The organism is Parasphingorhabdus flavimaris, from assembly GCF_013371215.1.
Lineage (GTDB): Bacteria > Pseudomonadota > Alphaproteobacteria > Sphingomonadales > Sphingomonadaceae > Parasphingorhabdus > Parasphingorhabdus flavimaris.
This window is the reverse complement of sequence record NZ_JABWMH010000002.1, coordinates 121151-137440: the sequence shown is the minus strand read 5'-3', so window position 1 is coordinate 137440 and position 16290 is coordinate 121151. Positions and strand designations below refer to the sequence as shown.

The following is a 16290-nucleotide window of genomic DNA, read 5'->3' as shown; positions in this document are numbered from 1 at the left end:
AGAATGGATCAAACGTCACGCATAAGCGTAAGGGCCGCCCTTTTCGAGCGCCGTGCGATATTGCGGGCGGGCATGGATACGCTCCAGCCAGGCCAGCAGATTGGGATAGCGTTCGTCCAGTCCCGCGCGAACCTGGCAGGCCTCGAGCGGGAAGCTCATCATGATATCCGCCGCGGTGAGCTGGCTACCGGCAAAATAGTCGCGGCCCGCCAGTTCGCTTTCCAGCCAGACGAGCAGGTCCGTGACCATCTGGCCAACCGGCTTGCGGGCCGGCCATCCGAGCGGGCCGAGACGTCCCACCACCAGCAGGCCATAGAGCGGCGGCATCATCGAACCTTCGGCAAAATGGAGATACTGGTTGTAAAGCCGCGCTCCCTTTTTGTCGGCAGGTGCACCCAGTTTTCCACCGGCCTTCTCGACCAGATATTCGGCGATCACGGCGGTTTCGATAATCACTTCGCCATCATCCTCGATCATCGGCGACTTGCCGAGCGGATGAATGGCCTTCAGACTTGCCGGCGCCTTCTGGGTTTTGGGGTCGCGTTCGTAACGCTTGATTTCATAGTCGAGGCCAAGCTCCTCCAACAGCCAGATTATGCGTTGCGAGCGGCTGTTTTCGAGATGATGCAGAATGATTGTCATTGCAATTAGGCCCTTCCGGAATGCGCAAAGTTTGCCAAAGTTGGGGCCAAGCAAGCGTTGTAAACGGCCAGTTGTCAATCTTTTCCAACATTTCGGAACATTATTGCCGATAGGAAATGCCAATAAAATGGGCCGTCCTACAGTCGGGGGACAGAAGGACGGCCCTATGCCAGGGATCGCCTCGGGGGAGAGTGATCCGGCAAAACTGGTAATATTCTGATTTCACGGTTTCGGCGCAAGCCGACCCACCGGAAAGATCTTCGACCGGTAGGCGCGACCATCAAGACGGCTATCCGTCTTGATGATCCAGTCACCTATTTCTCGTCATCGCCGTCATCGGCCTTGCCAATCGGACCGGTCATCATTTCCTCGGCCACTTCTTCCTGCTTGCCGCGGATCTGATTTTCCAGCTTGGCCATCATCTCGGGATTTTCCAGAAGGAAGCGTTTGGAATTCTCACGCCCCTGCCCGATGCGGACCGAGTCATAGGAGAACCAGGCGCCGGATTTCTCGACAACCCCGGCTTTCACGCCGAGATCGATAATCTCGCCAACCTTGGAAATGCCCTGGCCGTACATGATGTCGAATTCGACCTGCTTGAACGGCGGAGCGACCTTGTTCTTGACCACTTTGACCCGGGTCGAGTTGCCGACGATATCGTCGCGTTCCTTGATCTGGCCGGTGCGCCGGATGTCGAGCCGGACCGATGCATAGAATTTCAGCGCATTGCCGCCCGAGGTGGTTTCCGGATTGCCGTACATCACGCCGATTTTCATGCGGATCTGGTTGATGAAGATCACCATACACTTGGATCGACTGATCGAGCCGGTCAACTTGCGCAGCGCCTGACTCATCAAGCGGGCTTGCAGGCCGACATGGGTATCGCCCATTTCGCCTTCGATTTCCGCGCGCGGCACCAGAGCAGCGACCGAGTCGACCACCAATATGTCGATCGCATTGGATCGGACCAGTGTATCGACAATCTCCAGCGCCTGCTCGCCGGTATCGGGCTGGGAGATGATGAGTTCGTCGGTATTGACACCCAGCGCCTTGGCATAAACGGGGTCGAGCGCATGTTCCGCGTCGACAAAGGCAGCGGTGCCGCCGTTTTTCTGCGCTTCGGCGATGACGTGCAAGGCGAGCGTGGTCTTACCGGAGCTTTCCGGCCCATAGACTTCGATCACGCGTCCTTTCGGCAATCCCCCGATGCCAAGCGCAATATCCAGTCCCAGGCTACCGGTAGAGATAGCCTCCACTTCGAGCGCCTTGCGCTGTCCGAGCTTCATCGCCGAGCCTTTGCCGAAGGCACGATCGATTTGCGCCAATGCGGCGTCCAATGCTTTTTGTCTGTCTGATGAGTTCAACTGATTATCCGATTCTACGACTTTTAAATTGCCGGCCATTTGCCTGTCCCCTTCGCTAAATGCTTAACCATCATCAATCAATGATTGTGATGATGTACCGCATTTGTTCTCATAGAACAAGGGGAGAACATGAATTTTTTGCTTCGCGTCTATTCTACTGAAAGATAACGACAAAAAGACATATCTTTGCTATGACTTGGCATGTTCGGCCAATGTCTCTCCCACCGCCTCGGCTATCTGCGCCACTGAAAACGGCTTGGGAAGGAAATTGACCTTGTCGAGATCGATCGATTTGCGCAATTGCTCCTCGGCATAGCCTGACATGAACAGGATCGGCAGGTCGGGATAATGTTTGCGAACATGCTTGGCCATGGTCGGCCCATCCATGTTCGGCATCACCACATCCGAAACGATGATATCGAACGGCTGGTCCGCGTCTCCGCGGGCGGAGAGCAAGCCCAGGGCTTCCTCGCCCTCGCTGGCGGTTTCCACCGTATAGCCCTGACGGATCAGCGCACGTTCCGCGACCGCCCGCACCATGTCCTCGTCCTCGACCAGCAGGATATGACCATTGCCCCACAGTTCCTTTCGGGCCGTGGCCTTGACCGGCGGCGAACTCAAAGTGGCGCGCGCAACATCTTCCTGCGTCGGGACGTGGACCGGGAAATAGATCGAGAAAGTTGTCCCTTGGCCGGGAGTGGAATCGGCGAAAATATAGCCGCCGGACTGCTTGATGATCCCGTATACCGTCGATAGCCCCAGTCCAGTGCCCTTGCCAACGGCCTTGGTGGTGAAAAACGGTTCGAAAATCTTGCCGATGACATGCGGGGGAATGCCGTTGCCGGAATCGGTGAAGATCAACGCGGTATAGTCGCCGACCGGCAGAATATCGCTCTTTAGCGCCCGGACATCGGTGGCTCCGATCGACCGGGTCGAAATCGAAATCTTGCCGCCCTTTGGCATCGCATCGCGGGCGTTGACACCGAGATTGATGATCACCTGCTCGAGCTGCCCCGGATCTGCACGCACCAGACCGAGATTACGACCATGCCGCACCTCCAGTTCGATCGTCTCGTCGAGCAGACGCTTGAGCAGATTCGAAACATCCGCCACCACGTCGGGCAGTTGCAGCACTTGCGGCCGCAACGTCTGCTGGCGCGAAAAAGCGAGCAACTGGCGAGTCAGCCCGGCCGCCCGGTTGCTGTTATTCTTGACCTGCTGGATATCGTCATAATCGCTGTCACCCGGCGCGTGGCGCAGGAGCATGAGGTCGCAATGGCCGATGATCGCGGTCAGAATATTGTTGAAATCATGCGCCACGCCCCCGGCCAGCTGCCCGACGGCCTGCATTTTGGTCGCCTGCGCGACCTGGCTCTTCAATTTCGATTCTTCGCTATTGTCGCGAATGGACAGCAGCACCGCCGCTTCGCCGAGCCCGCGAACGCCGGCAATGCCGAGCGCAACCGGTTCTTCGCCGCCATTGCGCAATCGTACCGCGAGATCGCCCGCCTTTGGCGGACCGCTGGCGTAGCGACGCACGGCATCGGCGACCGCCGACTTGTCGTCGCGGATCATCAGGTCACCAGGATAGAGCGGCTGCTCCTTCTCGCCAATGCCTGCGGTTTTGGCAAAGGCCTCGTTGAGGAACAGGAACCGTCCGTCACGGTCGGTCAGCGCCAGTCCCAGAGGCAGCAGAGAGAGCATTGACTCAACTTGCTCCAGTGCCTTGCCGCGTTCGACCATCCCGCCATCGTCATCGATCAGCAGGATCAACGCGGGGGCTTTCTCCTTTTCCCGGTCAAGCGGGATATGGAAAAGCCGGACCGGCGTGCCATGCCGCCCTTCCCGTTCGAAAAAGATCGTGCCCTTGTCGTCCGAACGCAGGAAATTGATGAAATTGCGCCCGGCAATATTGGCATCCACCCGGCCGGTCGCGCGCAGCGCAAAGGCCTGGTTGGAAGCCCGTATCCGTCCTTCGCCGCCTATGACACTTGCCAGAATTCCGGATTCCGAAAAGGCCCGGCCCCCGCCGCCACTGACCAGGCGGGTCATGTCGTCGAGTATGTCCGCCTGAATTTGCGGGATCATCTGCCACAGCAGATATTCGTCGCCCTGCCCGGCCCTTACGACCTTGGCGTTATATTCCGCGATCCCCCGCTTCAGGCCTTCAGCATAGCCGCGACCATCCCGCCAGGCGGTGCGGCCAGCGGTCGCGAGCAGTTCGTTACCGCCGGCCTGCAGCGGCAATTCTGGCGGAACCGCCGGACCATTGAACCATTTGGTGAAAAGCTCGTTGGCGCAGACCAGCCGGCCGGCCCGATCGGTGATTGCCAGACCGATTTCCGACTGATCGGCGACCATCCGGGTGACCGCCCAATCCCCCGGTTCGGCATAGTCTCGATCGGCCGAGGCCGCCTGTGGCCTCAGAAAATAAGCGATCGCCGTCATGCTCATAACCAGAGCGACAAAGGCGCTGATCACGGCAATATTCTGCACCTGCCAGTAGAGCAGCCCGGCCGAAGCCACCATCGCCACAACCAGCAAAGCCGCTCTTATCCGGACGCCTGTCTGCGCCTTGCGCGTACTCGGGTTCAACAACCCGCTATCGATTTTAGCCTTACTGGCCATCGCCAGATCTTTCCCCGAGAATCTTGTTGAGCCGGTCCCGGCGTTTTCGTCCGATCCACCAGCGCCATCCCCAGCTGCTGATCAGATAGCCGATGGCGGCAAAAAATATTGCGAACACGAAAAAGCCGAAGGCGGTCACTCCCGCCTCGCGCACCAGCCAGGTCAGCCATTGACCAAATTCGCTTTGCATTTGCGTGTTGATCGGCTGGCCGGCGGTCATCGCATCCATCTGCAATATGAATTTTCCGATATGGTTCGCTGCTGCGATCCAGAACGGATAGGTCAACGGATTGGTGATAAAGGTGGTGACCGCCGCGATCGGAACGTTGGCACGGACCGGCAGCGCAAGGAAAACCGCCGCGAATATTTGCCCGACGGGGACCAGAAAAGCGGCCAGCATGCCCAAGGCGACGCCGCGCGGCACCGACCGGCGGGTGAATCGCCACAGCTCCGAAACCAATATGCGGTGGGCGATCGGCTTGAGATATTTGCTGCGTTCCATCGCTGCGCGGGTCGGCATTTTCCTCTGTACCCAGTGGAATATCGCCATGATCAACCGGGCAGCAAAATCCTTGTCGCGGATATTGGGCTTGTGGTCATCCATGTTCGCGCATCAGCCGGCCCTGTTGCCGTTTCCAGTCACGATCCTTTTCGGTCTGGCGCTTGTCCGGTGCTTTCTTGCCCTTCGCCAGCGCCAGTTCCAGCTTCGCCTTGCCCTTGCTGTTGAAATAGATCGACAGCGGCACAACCGTCATCCCCTTGCGCATCACGGCCGCATATAATTTGTTGATCTCGCGGCGGCTCAGCAGCAGCTTGCGGGGACGGGTCTGCGTGTGATTGTGACGGTTGCCGTGGCTCCATTCGGGAATATTGGAGTTGATCAGCCAGGCTTCGCCGTCCTTCACCTCGGCATAGCTTTCCGCGATTGCCCCCGAACCGAAACGCAACGACTTCACCTCTGTACCGGTCAGCATGATCCCCGCCTCGAAATGCTCCTCGAGAAAATAGTCATAGCGGGCGCGCCGGTTCTCGGCGACGATCTTTTGCTTGTCGAATTCCACCGGCCGCGGTTTTGCCATCAGATCAGACCTGCCCCTTCCAGGGCTGCATCCACGGCCTTGCGACTGGCTTCCGACGGCGGCGTCATCGGCAACCGCAGGTCGGTCGAGAAGTCCGGCAACACGCGGGACAAAGCATATTTGATCGGCCCGGGCGAAGCGTCGGAGAATAATGATTTGTGCAGAGGATAGAGGACATCGTTCAACTCGCGCGCCTTGGCATAATCGCCGGCCGCACAGGCTGCCTGAAACTCCGCGCATAATTTCGGAGCCACATTGGCGGTAACCGAAATACAGCCGATGCCGCCAGCCGCATTGAACGCCAGCGACAGCTCGTCGACGCCGGACAGCATGACAAAATCATCGGCACAATCGAGGCGATGTTCGGTGACCCGGTCGAGAACGCCGCTGGCATCCTTGATCGCCACGATGCCGGGCAACTGCGACAGGGCAGCAACGGTTTCCGGCTGGATATCGGTGACAGTGCGCGCCGGTACATTATAGAGCACCAGAGGCAGGTCGATGCTCTCGGTCAGGGTGGTGAAATGGGCGGTGATGCCTTCCTGATTCGGGCGATTATAATAGGGCGCAACAACCAGACCGGCGGCCGCTCCGCATTTTTTTGAAAAGGTCAGATGCAGCAGTGCGTTGGTGGTATCGTTCGAGCCGCAACCGGCAATGATCGGCACCCGGCCAGCGGCCTGCTCGACGCACACTTCGATAACCCGATGATGCTCGGCATTGGACAATGTCGACGCTTCGCCGGTGGTCCCGCAGGGCACAAGAGCGCTGCTGCCCTGGTCAATCTGCCAGTCGACAAGTGCACGAAACTGGTCTTCGGCAAACGATCCGTCGCGAAAGGGGGTCGCCAGAGCCGGGATGGAGCCGGAAAACATGGAATAATCCTTTATATTTACCTTGGAAATTGCCAAAGCCACCACCAAGTTATTTTTAACATTAACGGTGATATAGTTCGCCGTTCAGCGCCTGATAAGGAGCCTACCCCCAAAATGTCCAGCATGGTATCAAGAATTGTCATCGCGGCGCTGCTTTTATCCCCTGCTACATGCATGGCAGCCGAACAGATCAGCTGGCAGGGAAGCGAAAGCGGATTGTCCGATCCGACCGGCGGCAACGCCGTTCTCGGCCTGCAGCGTTGGCGGGTGCTCACCCAGTCCGACAATTATTCCTTCGAGGATTATGCAGGCTTTCTGGTGACCTATCCAGGCTGGCCGGAAGACACGCGGATGCGGCGCAACGCGGAGCAGGCGATCAACATCAACAGCTTCTCGCCGAGCCGGGTTCTCGCCTTTTTTGAAAAATTTCCACCGACCACCAACGCCGGTGCCGCAAAATATGCGGTAGCGCTGCAGGCGTCGGGTCAGAGCGACAAAGCCACGGCCATGGCGCGGCAGGCATGGCGTGGCGGCACGCTGACCGAGGACGATGAAACCGCCCTGATATCGCGATTCAGTTCGGTCCTCTCGATCGACGATCACGATGCCCGGATGGATGCCCTTCTGTGGGCGCGGGCGACGCGCGATGCGGCAGGCCAGCTTGCCTTCACTTCCCCTGCCCGGCGCGCGGTCTTCGCTGCCCGGCTGGCGCAACTGACCGAATCGTCGGACGCCAACACACAGGCCAGCGCAGTCGGCGCCATCGCGCGCGATGATGCCGGCTATCTTGCGGATCGTGCCCGCTATCTGCGCAACAGTGGCCAGAGCCATGCCGCACGGCAACTGCTCGCCAGCAGACTGCCGCTGCGGGTCAAACCGGCGATGCCGGAAACATGGTTCGAAGCCATGCTGATCAACGCCGAAGCGGCCGCCAATGACCGGCAATGGACGACGGCTTATGACATCGCCTCGAAAATCGAGGATGCCTACGACACGCCAACCCGGATAGCCGAGCAGAACAGCCGTGTACGCGACAAATATTCCGATCTCGCCTGGGTAGCGGGAACCTCCGCGCTCAACGGCATGCGCCAGCCCGCCAAGGCGATCCGCATGTTCGATCTCTATGCGCAATCCTATGATTCGCCCAATATCACCTCGAAAGGCTATTATTGGGCCGGCCGTGCCGCAGCAGATGCGGGCCAGACCGAACAGGCCAATGCCTATTTCGAGAAAGCGGCCAAATTCCCCGACTATTTCTATGGCCAATTGTCGCTGGAACGGCTCGGCCGTCCGCTGCCGGTGTTCAACCGCAAGCCGGATGTCGAAATTACCGCGGCCGACCGCGCCGCCTATGACGTCGACCCGCTGGTTGTTGCCGTAAAGGCCTCGGTGCGCACCGGTCCGTGGCGCGAACAAATCCGCTTTCACCGCGCCCTGGCCAGCAACGCAAAGACCGCGAAAGACTATATGCTGATCAGCGATCTTTCCACCCGCATCGGCGCCCGCGATCTTGGCGTGATCAAGGGGATCAGCGCGCTCGGGTCCGGAATTGGCGCGATTGATGAAACCGCCTTCCCGACCATGCCCGTCCCATTCGGTCATGAAAGCACCTGGACCCTGATCCACGCGATCACCCGTCAGGAAAGCCAGTTTGCCGAAGGCGCGATCAGCCATGCCGGCGCTCGCGGTCTGATGCAGCTGATGCCCGGCACCGCGCGCGAACAGTCCGGCAAGGCGAACCTGTCCTATAATCTCTCGTCGCTGACCGACGATCCGCAATATAATATCAAGCTCGGCAGCGGCTATATCCAGCGGATGATGGACTATTACGGTGGCAGCTACCCGCTCGCGGTCGCGGCCTATAACGCTGGCCCGGGCAATGTGAACAAATGGATCCGCGCCAACGGCGACCCGCGCATGGGCGGGATCGACTGGATTCAGTGGATCGAGGAGATCCCGATCTCCGAGACCCGCAACTATGTCAAACGGGTGCTCGAAAATGCGGTGGTCTACGACACGAAAAACCCGCGCGGCCCGACGATCCGCAGCGAGACGCCCTTGTCGCGCTATATTGGGAAAAACAGCCGGGGATAGCGGTCAGAGCAATGTCAGATCGTATAGCATCGCGTCTCCATCCCGGTCGTTTCCGATCGACTGGTCACGACCGCTCTGTCCAACAATTCTGGAAACGGCTATCCGGCAGGCGACTTGCTCAGCACGAGCGCGGAAGTCCCTGACCAGTCCGGGAAACCCCAGTCTGCGGGGTCTTCGACCGCCACCAGCTTTCTTGACCGCTCCCGGCCGAGGTCGATATCCTTCCCGGAAATGGGAAGGTCTGTCTCCAGAGAGTGAAAGCTTCGCACAATCGGTACGGAATAGTTGGAGGGAGATTCTCCGATGACGATGGCCAGTTCATCCTGGTTCAGGCGCACCAGCGTTCCCACCGGCAATATGCCAAGGCTATCGACAAAGTCACAGAAGATCAGCTGGTCGAAGTGACCCGACCAGGACATCATTTCGGCAAGCGCCTCCGAGGCAGACAGCGGCGCGTTATAGGGCCGCTGGGAGGTGATCGCGTCGTAGACATCGCAGATGCTCGCCATACGCGTAAAGATGCTGAGATTGTCGGCGAATAATTTTCCCGGATAGCCGGTTCCGTCCATTTTCTCGTGATGCCTCAGGCAGACCTCGAGCACGACGTCGCTGATGCCCTCCGACTCCGTCAATATTTCATGTCCCCGCTGCGGATGGTTGCGGATCACATCCCATTCACTTGCATCGAGCTTGCCCGGCTTTGACAATATGCTGTCGGGAATGCATGTCTTGCCGATGTCGTGCAGGAGACCGGCCAGGCCGATATCGTGCATCTGTCTCTCGGGAAAACCCATTTTACGGGCCAGGTTGATCATCAGCGCGCATACCGAAACCGAATGCAAATAGGTATATTCGTCCTTGGTTTTGATCCGGGCGATATTGAGGATGATCGTCGGATCGATATTCACCGATCTGGATATCTGCTTGACGAGCGGTGCCAGTTTGCGCGGCTTGACCGCCTTGCCATGGCGAGCGTCCTCAAACATCGCCATAACCGCTGCTCGTGACCGTTTTATCGTGCCGGATGCCTTGCGAACCTCTGCTGCACGCTCGCGCGGCGTCAGGCGGTTGAAGACCGGTTCCGCAACCTCCCGCAGATAGGAGCGGGGCCGTTCCTGGGCCGATTGCTTCAGCACCTTCGCCAGCTTTGGCGTGTAGACCTTGGCCTCCTCCGCTGCGAGCACCGCCAACGGCTTGGACGAGGCGGATAATTTCTTGCCCCGCGATTCATCGATGGTTACCCGGGTTACGTCGCTGGACAGGATCTGCTCGATCTGGCTCTCGTCGTTGAGCAAGAACCGTGATCGCCAGAACGGGTGGTCAAACCACGAGCCTTCCATCGAATGAATGAACATTCCCGGCTCGAGTTGGCTAGCCTGGATTTTACGCAGCATCTGCCAATTCCTGTAGTCCCCGTTTCTAGTTAACTCCCATTAACGGCGAAATCGGTTTTCGTTTCAGATGGCAATCGGCTTTTTTTGATCGCGGGTGTAACAATCGTCCGGCTCTGTTAGAATGAAGATCATAGGATCAGAAATACCGGAGAGTTCATGCCCCAGACAACGCGCACCATAGCTGCATCACTAGCGATCATGCTGATACTCACGGTAGCCACGCAAATATTATATGTCGCGACCCTCAGCGGAGTCGGAGTTATCGAGGGCTGGCCGCTGCGGTCGACAATCTGGACCGCAGAACTTCTGCTGTTCACCGGCATTGCAATGGTTTCGCTGGTCGGCCTGGTCCGGTCACCCAACTTGCAATTGGGATGGGCTGCTCTGGTCGTGGCCGGGCTGATCAACATGATCCAGTCGGGCATCGGCCTGTCCATGTTTGTCCCTGCGACCAAAGCCGGTGCCGATTTCGCGCCGCTTATGGGCACTGTGCTTGCAGGTTCGTTTCTCTTCTACAATCTGGCAAAGGCGATCATCGGACTGGCCGCGCTGATTTTCGGCCTGTCGCTGTTTCGCGAAGGCCAATCCGTCGCCCGGGTGGTCGGTTTGGCCAGCGTGGTAGCCGGTGCGGTTGCAATCGCCCTGAACCTCACCGCGGTCAATCTGGGACTGGGTTCGGTGCCCTTCTCCGGTGCAAGCGGCGCGATTGCAACATTTCTGGCAGGCTGGGCCATCTGGCTATCCTCCCGCCAGCCCGAATGAGTCGATTGCTATCGAGACATTTGACGATCTGATCCAGTCGGAAGAGCTTCGGTCATCTTGTTGAATCCCCGAAGCTCTTGTTCGTGCGGTTGGCGATTGCCACCAGCGACAGCATGACCGGAACCTCGACCAGAACGCCGACCACGGTGGCCAGTGCCGCGCCGCTGGACAGACCGAACAGGCCGATTGCCACCGCAACCGCAAGCTCGAAAAAGTTGGACGTACCGATCAGTGCGCAAGGCGCAGCGATATTATGCGGCAATTTCCACGCCCACGCCGCTGCATAGGCAACCGCGAATATGCCGTAGGATTGCAATATGATCGGAATAGCGATCAACACGATCAGCACCGGTTGCGAGACGATCGTCTCGGCCTGGAACGCGAACAGCAGAACCACCGTTGCCAGAAGACCGATCATCGATGCAGGCTTCAGGCGTGCAGTGAAGCGGTCGACCGCCCCGATATCGCCAGCATGGCCGGCAATGACAGCGCGCCGGGTCAACGCGCCGGCGGCCAGCGGCACGACCACATAAAGTCCCACCGACAGCAGCAAGGTCTGCCACGGAATAGCGATGTCCGTGACTCCCAGCAGCAAGGCCACGATCGGCGCAAAGGCGACGATCATGATAAGGTCGTTCACCGATACCTGCACCAGTGTATAGGCAGGGTCACCCTTGGTCATCTGCGACCAGACAAAGACCATCGCCGTGCAGGGGGCTGCACCGAGCAGGATCAGGCCGGCAATATATTGCTGGGCATCCTCGCCGGATATGATCCCGCTGTAGATATAGTCGAAGAACAGGACCGCAAGCGCAGCCATGGTGAACGGCTTGATCAGCCAGTTCACCACGACGGTGATGATCAGCCCCTTCGGCTTGCCGCCAATGTCGCGCAAGCTTCCGAAATCGACCGCGACCATCATCGGGTAGATCATCGCCCAGATCAGGACCGCGACCACCAGATTGACCGAGGCATATTCAAGGCCGGCGATCAGGTTGAACAGCCCGGGTGCCATATTGCCGAGCAACAGGCCTGCCAATATGGCAAGGCCGACCCACAGAGAAAGCCAGCGTTCGAATAGTCCCATTATATATTCCGTTCCTTGGCGCTTTCGTCAGCGCCGATGGCGGCCAGACGGGTCTTCAGGCTGAGCTCGTCGAGAGCATCGATCGGCAGATTGAGCAGCAGGCTGATCCGGTTGCGCATATAGCGCAACGCCGTCAGAAAGGCCTCGCGCTGGCCGTCGCCCTCGACAGCGGCCGGGTCTTCAATGCCCCAATGGGCTGTCATCGGGTGGCCCGGCCATATCGGGCAGGTTTCGCCCGCGGCATTGTCACAGACGGTTATGATGAAATCCATCTGGGGGGCGTCCGGTGCCGAAAATTCATCCCAGCTTTTCGACCGCAGCCCGTCGGTATCAAATTCCAGCTGTTCCAGAATTTCAATCGCCATGGGATGGGGCTCGCCCTTTGGAAAACTACCCGCGCTATAGGCGCGAAAGCGACCCGCACCATCGCGGTTGAGCAATGCCTCGCCCAATATCGAGCGCGCCGAATTTCCCGTGCAGAGAAACAGCACGTTGTAGATCTTGTCTGACATTAGGATTATCCGCAACAGGAGGAAGAGGTGGCGGGTTGCGGCGCCATTTGCGGCGTGCAGCATGCTCCATCCGACGCATTGGCCGAAGTGAGCTGGTCGAGATCGACGCGATTGCCATATTCGGTCACTTCGCCGTTGGTCAGAAACGCCTCCCAGGCAATACCATCGGGATCAACCGTCCAGTTTTTCTCCGACTGGGCATAGCAGCAGGTCGTCGCACCTTCGTCGAAAATCGCACCGCCAGCGTCCTTGATCCGGCCGTAAACGCCGGCCAGTTCTTCGGCATTTTCCGACTGGATGCCAATATGCTCGATACCGCGCTTGGTGCCCGGATTGCTCGACATCGCAAAATTGACGCGCGGATCTTCGAGCATCCATTTGGCATAGTCAGCCTTCAGCACGCTGGGTTCGGTGCCGAAAAGTTTCGAATAGAAAGCCACTGATTTTTCAAGGCTTTCGACGGAAAGGTGAATATGCATTCTGTTCATTTGCAAGCTCCTTTGGATGTAAGAAGGTCAACCGCGCAGGCATCCCCTGCGCAGCAATTTTCGAGTAGATAGGCAACAAGCCGGTTCATGACCGCATAGTCGGCGCGGTAGATCAGTGTCCGCGATTGCCTTTCCTGACTGATCAGGTCCGCCCGGGTCAGGTGAGCCAGATGGAAGGACAAGGAACTCGGCGGAACGCCGAGCTTCTCGGCAATCGCGCCAGCCGCAAGGCCGTCGTTTCCGGCCTGCACCAGCAAGCGGAATATCGACAATCTATGCTCTTGGGCGAGCGAGGCCAAAGCGGTTACGGCTTGATCGGGGTGCATGAAAGACTCCAACGATTCGATAATCGTCGAAATATAGAATCATGATCACGGGGTCAATGACATTTCGACTATTGTAGAAATATCATTGACCAGGGCCCGCGCCATTTCTGTCCCGGAGAGAAAAACATGCTTCCAACTCTTCCAGTGACAGCAGACTGCATCACCGTTTCGGGTCTCGACTATCTGGAAGATATGCGCAGAAAACAGGTCCCGACCAGCCGCGTTTTGGCGTCAGTCCCGGGCCTCATAGCCGAAAGCATCCTCGGCCAGTTTGACCATTTCCGGGTCGGCCTCGGGCAAATCATCCGGCAGCGCCGCTTCCAGCGTCTCGGCGACATGGGTCATTGCCGCGATCCGCGCCGATTTCTTGTCATTGCCGTCGATCACCTTCCACGGCGCCCAGCGGGTGTCGGTATTTTCGAACATGTCGTGGATCGCCTCGAGATATTCATCTCGCTTTTCCCGGTTGCGAAAATCCTCGGCGGTAATCTTCCAGCGCTTGTGCGGCGTGTCCAGCCGCTTGGCCAGTCGCTCGTCCTGCTCTTCCTGCGTGGTGTGGAAGAACAGCTTCACCAGATTGGTGCCGCCATCGATCTGCTGGGCTTCAAATTCGTTGATCTCGTCATAGCCGCGCTTCCAGTCGGCCTTGGTGCAGAAATTCTCGACCCGTTCGACCAGCACGCGACCGTACCAGCTGCGATCGAACACGCCGATCTCCCGACTTCCCGGCAGTTTCTGCCAGAACCGCCAGAGAAAATGGCGGTCTTTCTCTTCCCTGGTCGGGGCACCGATCGGCCAGACATCAAAATAGCGCGGGTCCCATTCGCCGGTCATTCGGCGGATCGCCCCGCCCTTGCCTGCGGCGTCCCAGCCTTCGAATACCAGGATCGACCGGCTGCCATGGATGATATGTTTGAAATGAACATGCGCCAGCCGGTCCTGCAGCGCCTTCAGCGCCTCGTCATAATCGCCGTCATATTTGTCCCCGGATTCATAATCAGACAGATCTATGGTCATTTGTGCTCCGTCACCCCCATGTTTCCGCCGGGGCCCAGGGTCAGTGGTCACTCCCGTCGCTACCAGACGCTCTGGCCAAAGCGCCCGTTCAGCCGGACGATATACTATAGTCTACGCAATGGGGCCAACCGGTTAACCCTGTTCATCAGCTTTAATTTTCAGCGCTGCCGGATTGACGCAAATCCCATTCATCCAGCGCGCGCTGGTGGGCGCTGACGCGATTTATCGACTGGGTCACTTCAAGCTTTCCCGGCGACAGACTTATTGCCTCATCATAATGAGCCAGCGCCGAGTCAAGGTCGCCGCGCTGTTCTGCACAAAGGCCGCGATTGAACGCCAGCGACAGGTGGATCAGCCCGTTTTCTGCGGCTTCGTCCCACATCCGGCAGGCTTCTGCGGCGTCGGATTTGGTCATCTTGATTGCCGCCTTGAAATATTGCCCCTCCGCCTTGGACATGCCCTTGCGGCTTTCCAATATTCTGACGTCCGACCGATACTCTTTCGGGGCCAGATCATCGCGGACAGCCGTGGCAGCATCCGAGACCATCGACCGGATCACGGTTTCGCTGCTCCTGAATTCCTCGTCATCGCCGAAACAGACGGTCTGCTCGTCCTTGGCCGGAAAGGATTCCGTATAGATGCTGCGACCATCGCTGTAGCGCGTCGCACGCACCTGGGCGCGAAAATCAATCCTGCGGCTCAGACAGTCGACCTCGAGATTCTTGTAGGTGATGCATTTGTCCTTTTCGCCGCGCTTCACGCAGCGCCGCCGCTTGGCGACCGTTTCATATTCTTCAATGCCTGCAGTAACATGGCCCGAAAGACTGGCGTCGGATTCCACTGCAGATCGCCCGCCGATGACATCAAAATAGGGCTGGCCAAATACCGTCACGGCAGAGAGCCGATCTTCCAGTTCAAAGGCCAGCGCCCGACCGTCGCTGCCGCCAAAATCGTCAATCGCAACGGTCTGGATTTCGGCAAATTCGGGAGCACCGGCAGGCGTCAGCCCCTCGATCGTGAGCACCTCGGCCTGCGCGACATGCGACAGGCTGCACAGCATCAGCGTGCCGACGACAGTTGCAGTGAATAATCTGTTCATGTCCATCCCCTCCCAAGGTCTATTCGTTCACAAATATCGGACGCAATATGAATGGACTATTAGCCTGCGAGGATCAAGCCTGCAATCCGCTCCGGATCCTGCATCGGCATGAAATGGGTAAGGTCGGGCAGATAATGGTCGCTACCCCGGGCAAAACTGTCCGCCAGTCCCGGCGGTGTCGGTGAGGAGGCAAAGTCGAAGATACCATCCTGCTTGATCTGCGGCGCGCGCAATATCGTTACCGGCTGGTCGATTCCGTCGATCATCGGCCAGGGATCGATCGATGTGCTGGAGGCATAGATCGAGGCCTCTGTCGCCGGCGGACAGGCCAGTTCGAAGCCGCCCTCGCCGTCCGGTAGCAGACCATATTCACAATAGTCGCGCAACACCGCCGGGTCCCACAGCTTGTAGGGATGACGGTCCTTGAACCGTTCGATCATCTCGTCCGGACCGGCCCAGCTGTTGCGGCGCTTGGCGACCATCTCGTAGGTGGCGCTAAAATCCGCCGAGCTTTCATAGGCCGCACGCTCCATGATTACCGGGTCGATCAGCACCAGCCGTTCGAACAGATCGGGCTGTCGCGCGACAACCTGCACCAGACAGTTGCCGCCCATGCTGTGCCCCGCGCCGACGGTGAACCTGGTATCGAGCGATTCGACCAGTTCGGCAGTGGCACCGGCGATCATTCCCCAGTCGCTGATCGGCGGACTGGCGCTGCGTCCATGACCCAGTTGGTCTACTACGACAACATGTGTACCATCCGGAAAGGCGCCGACAACCTGGTCCCAGCACCGCGCATGGAATCCCGTGGCGTGGAGCAGCAAGACCGACTGGGCGTCTCCTGCCCTGCCCCATTCGAAATAGCAGATGTCGCCGCGGGTGGACGAGAAGCGATGTTCGGTCGGTTGATTACCGGTCAATGC

At 58.6% G+C, this 16290-nt stretch carries 16 protein-coding genes; 2 read left to right on the top strand and 14 right to left on the bottom strand.

The genetic code is table 11. From position 1 onward, the window contains the following. Positions 1-15: 15 nt before the first annotated feature. From HUO14_RS05370 to dapA, 6 genes are all read right to left on the bottom strand, one after another. On the bottom strand, positions 16-642 hold the full coding sequence (locus HUO14_RS05370; RefSeq protein ID WP_176278870.1) for a glutathione S-transferase family protein: 627 nt from the start codon (positions 640-642) through the stop codon (positions 16-18). A gap of 314 nt (positions 643-956) precedes the next feature. Next, complete coding sequence (recA, locus tag HUO14_RS05365; protein ID WP_176278869.1) at positions 957-2045, bottom strand: recombinase RecA; 1089 nt, start codon at positions 2043-2045, stop codon at positions 957-959. A 150-nt stretch (positions 2046-2195) separates the two neighbouring features. After that, on the bottom strand, positions 2196-4535 hold the full coding sequence (locus HUO14_RS05360; protein ID WP_246255396.1) for a response regulator: 2340 nt from the start codon (positions 4533-4535) through the stop codon (positions 2196-2198). Positions 4536-4623: 88 nt separating this feature from the next. Next, a complete protein-coding gene (locus tag HUO14_RS05355) occupies positions 4624-5238 on the bottom strand; it encodes a DUF2062 domain-containing protein (protein ID WP_246255341.1) in 615 nt (204 codons plus the stop codon). Continuing rightward, the gene (gene smpB / locus HUO14_RS05350) at positions 5231-5713 is read right to left on the bottom strand and encodes an SsrA-binding protein SmpB (protein WP_176278867.1); all 483 of its coding nucleotides are present in this window, start codon (positions 5711-5713) and stop codon (positions 5231-5233) included. The genes HUO14_RS05355 and smpB overlap by 8 nt, the downstream gene beginning before the upstream one ends. Continuing rightward, entirely contained in the window at positions 5713-6588 is an 876-nt protein-coding gene (gene dapA, locus HUO14_RS05345) for a 4-hydroxy-tetrahydrodipicolinate synthase (protein ID WP_176278866.1), read from the bottom strand. The genes smpB and dapA overlap by 1 nt, the downstream gene beginning before the upstream one ends. Before the next feature lie 114 nt (positions 6589-6702). On the opposite strand from dapA, the gene HUO14_RS05340 reads away from it, so the two are divergent. Beyond that, the gene (locus HUO14_RS05340; RefSeq protein WP_176278865.1) at positions 6703-8682 is read left to right on the top strand and encodes a lytic transglycosylase domain-containing protein; all 1980 of its coding nucleotides are present in this window, start codon (positions 6703-6705) and stop codon (positions 8680-8682) included. Positions 8683-8780: 98 nt separating this feature from the next. Here HUO14_RS05340 and HUO14_RS05335 read toward each other — a convergent pair whose 3' ends face one another. Next, complete coding sequence (locus HUO14_RS05335; protein WP_176278864.1) at positions 8781-10076, bottom strand: cyclic di-GMP phosphodiesterase; 1296 nt, start codon at positions 10074-10076, stop codon at positions 8781-8783. Between the two features lie 156 nt (positions 10077-10232). Here HUO14_RS05335 and HUO14_RS05330 point away from each other — a divergent pair, with 156 nt between their 5' ends. Further along, the gene (locus HUO14_RS05330) at positions 10233-10838 is read left to right on the top strand and encodes a hypothetical protein (RefSeq protein ID WP_176278863.1); all 606 of its coding nucleotides are present in this window, start codon (positions 10233-10235) and stop codon (positions 10836-10838) included. A 52-nt stretch (positions 10839-10890) separates the two neighbouring features. Here HUO14_RS05330 and arsB read toward each other — a convergent pair whose 3' ends face one another. The 7 genes from arsB to HUO14_RS05295 form a co-directional block, all read right to left on the bottom strand. Further along, a complete protein-coding gene (gene arsB / locus HUO14_RS05325) occupies positions 10891-11925 on the bottom strand; it encodes an ACR3 family arsenite efflux transporter (protein WP_176278862.1) in 1035 nt (344 codons plus the stop codon). Next, positions 11925-12437: an arsenate reductase ArsC gene (locus tag HUO14_RS05320; protein WP_176278861.1), complete on the bottom strand. Its 513-nt coding sequence runs from the start codon at positions 12435-12437 to the stop codon at positions 11925-11927. Before HUO14_RS05320 ends, arsB begins: the two co-directional genes overlap by 1 nt. A 5-nt stretch (positions 12438-12442) precedes the next feature. Then, a complete protein-coding gene (locus HUO14_RS05315) occupies positions 12443-12925 on the bottom strand; it encodes an ArsI/CadI family heavy metal resistance metalloenzyme (RefSeq protein WP_176278860.1) in 483 nt (160 codons plus the stop codon). Then, positions 12922-13251, bottom strand: a complete 330-nt coding sequence (locus HUO14_RS05310) for an ArsR/SmtB family transcription factor (protein WP_176278859.1) — start codon at positions 13249-13251, stop codon at positions 12922-12924. The genes HUO14_RS05315 and HUO14_RS05310 overlap by 4 nt, the downstream gene beginning before the upstream one ends. 231 nt (positions 13252-13482) lie before the next feature. Continuing rightward, the gene (locus HUO14_RS05305; protein ID WP_176278858.1) at positions 13483-14268 is read right to left on the bottom strand and encodes a polyphosphate kinase 2 family protein; all 786 of its coding nucleotides are present in this window, start codon (positions 14266-14268) and stop codon (positions 13483-13485) included. 151 nt (positions 14269-14419) lie between these two features. Beyond that, positions 14420-15367, bottom strand: a complete 948-nt coding sequence (locus HUO14_RS05300) for a tetratricopeptide repeat protein (RefSeq protein ID WP_176278857.1) — start codon at positions 15365-15367, stop codon at positions 14420-14422. A gap of 59 nt (positions 15368-15426) precedes the next feature. Next, positions 15427-16287 carry an alpha/beta fold hydrolase gene (locus tag HUO14_RS05295; protein WP_176278856.1) on the bottom strand — a complete coding sequence of 287 codons (861 nt, stop codon included), beginning with the start codon at positions 16285-16287 and terminating at the stop codon, positions 15427-15429. Between the last annotated feature and the right edge of the window lie 3 nt (positions 16288-16290).

Excerpts from the sequence above, each read along its gene's own strand:
- HUO14_RS05370 (WP_176278870.1), bottom strand. The coding sequence starts at position 642 with ATGACAATCATTCTGCATCATCTCGAAAACAGCCGCTCGCAACGCATA.
- recA (WP_176278869.1), bottom strand. The coding sequence starts at position 2,045 with ATGGCCGGCAATTTAAAAGTCGTAGAATCGGATAATCAGTTGAACTCA.
- HUO14_RS05360 (WP_246255396.1), bottom strand. The coding sequence starts at position 4,535 with ATGGTGGCTTCGGCCGGGCTGCTCTACTGGCAGGTGCAGAATATTGCC.
- HUO14_RS05355 (WP_246255341.1), bottom strand. The coding sequence starts at position 5,238 with ATGGATGACCACAAGCCCAATATCCGCGACAAGGATTTTGCTGCCCGG.
- smpB (WP_176278867.1), bottom strand. The coding sequence starts at position 5,713 with ATGGCAAAACCGCGGCCGGTGGAATTCGACAAGCAAAAGATCGTCGCC.
- dapA (WP_176278866.1), bottom strand. The coding sequence starts at position 6,588 with ATGTTTTCCGGCTCCATCCCGGCTCTGGCGACCCCCTTTCGCGACGGA.
- HUO14_RS05340 (WP_176278865.1), top strand. The coding sequence starts at position 6,703 with ATGTCCAGCATGGTATCAAGAATTGTCATCGCGGCGCTGCTTTTATCC.
- HUO14_RS05335 (WP_176278864.1), bottom strand. The coding sequence starts at position 10,076 with ATGCTGCGTAAAATCCAGGCTAGCCAACTCGAGCCGGGAATGTTCATT.
- HUO14_RS05330 (WP_176278863.1), top strand. The coding sequence starts at position 10,233 with ATGCCCCAGACAACGCGCACCATAGCTGCATCACTAGCGATCATGCTG.
- arsB (WP_176278862.1), bottom strand. The coding sequence starts at position 11,925 with ATGGGACTATTCGAACGCTGGCTTTCTCTGTGGGTCGGCCTTGCCATA.
- HUO14_RS05320 (WP_176278861.1), bottom strand. The coding sequence starts at position 12,437 with ATGTCAGACAAGATCTACAACGTGCTGTTTCTCTGCACGGGAAATTCG.
- HUO14_RS05315 (WP_176278860.1), bottom strand. The coding sequence starts at position 12,925 with ATGAACAGAATGCATATTCACCTTTCCGTCGAAAGCCTTGAAAAATCA.
- HUO14_RS05310 (WP_176278859.1), bottom strand. The coding sequence starts at position 13,251 with ATGCACCCCGATCAAGCCGTAACCGCTTTGGCCTCGCTCGCCCAAGAG.
- HUO14_RS05305 (WP_176278858.1), bottom strand. The coding sequence starts at position 14,268 with ATGACCATAGATCTGTCTGATTATGAATCCGGGGACAAATATGACGGC.
- HUO14_RS05300 (WP_176278857.1), bottom strand. The coding sequence starts at position 15,367 with ATGAACAGATTATTCACTGCAACTGTCGTCGGCACGCTGATGCTGTGC.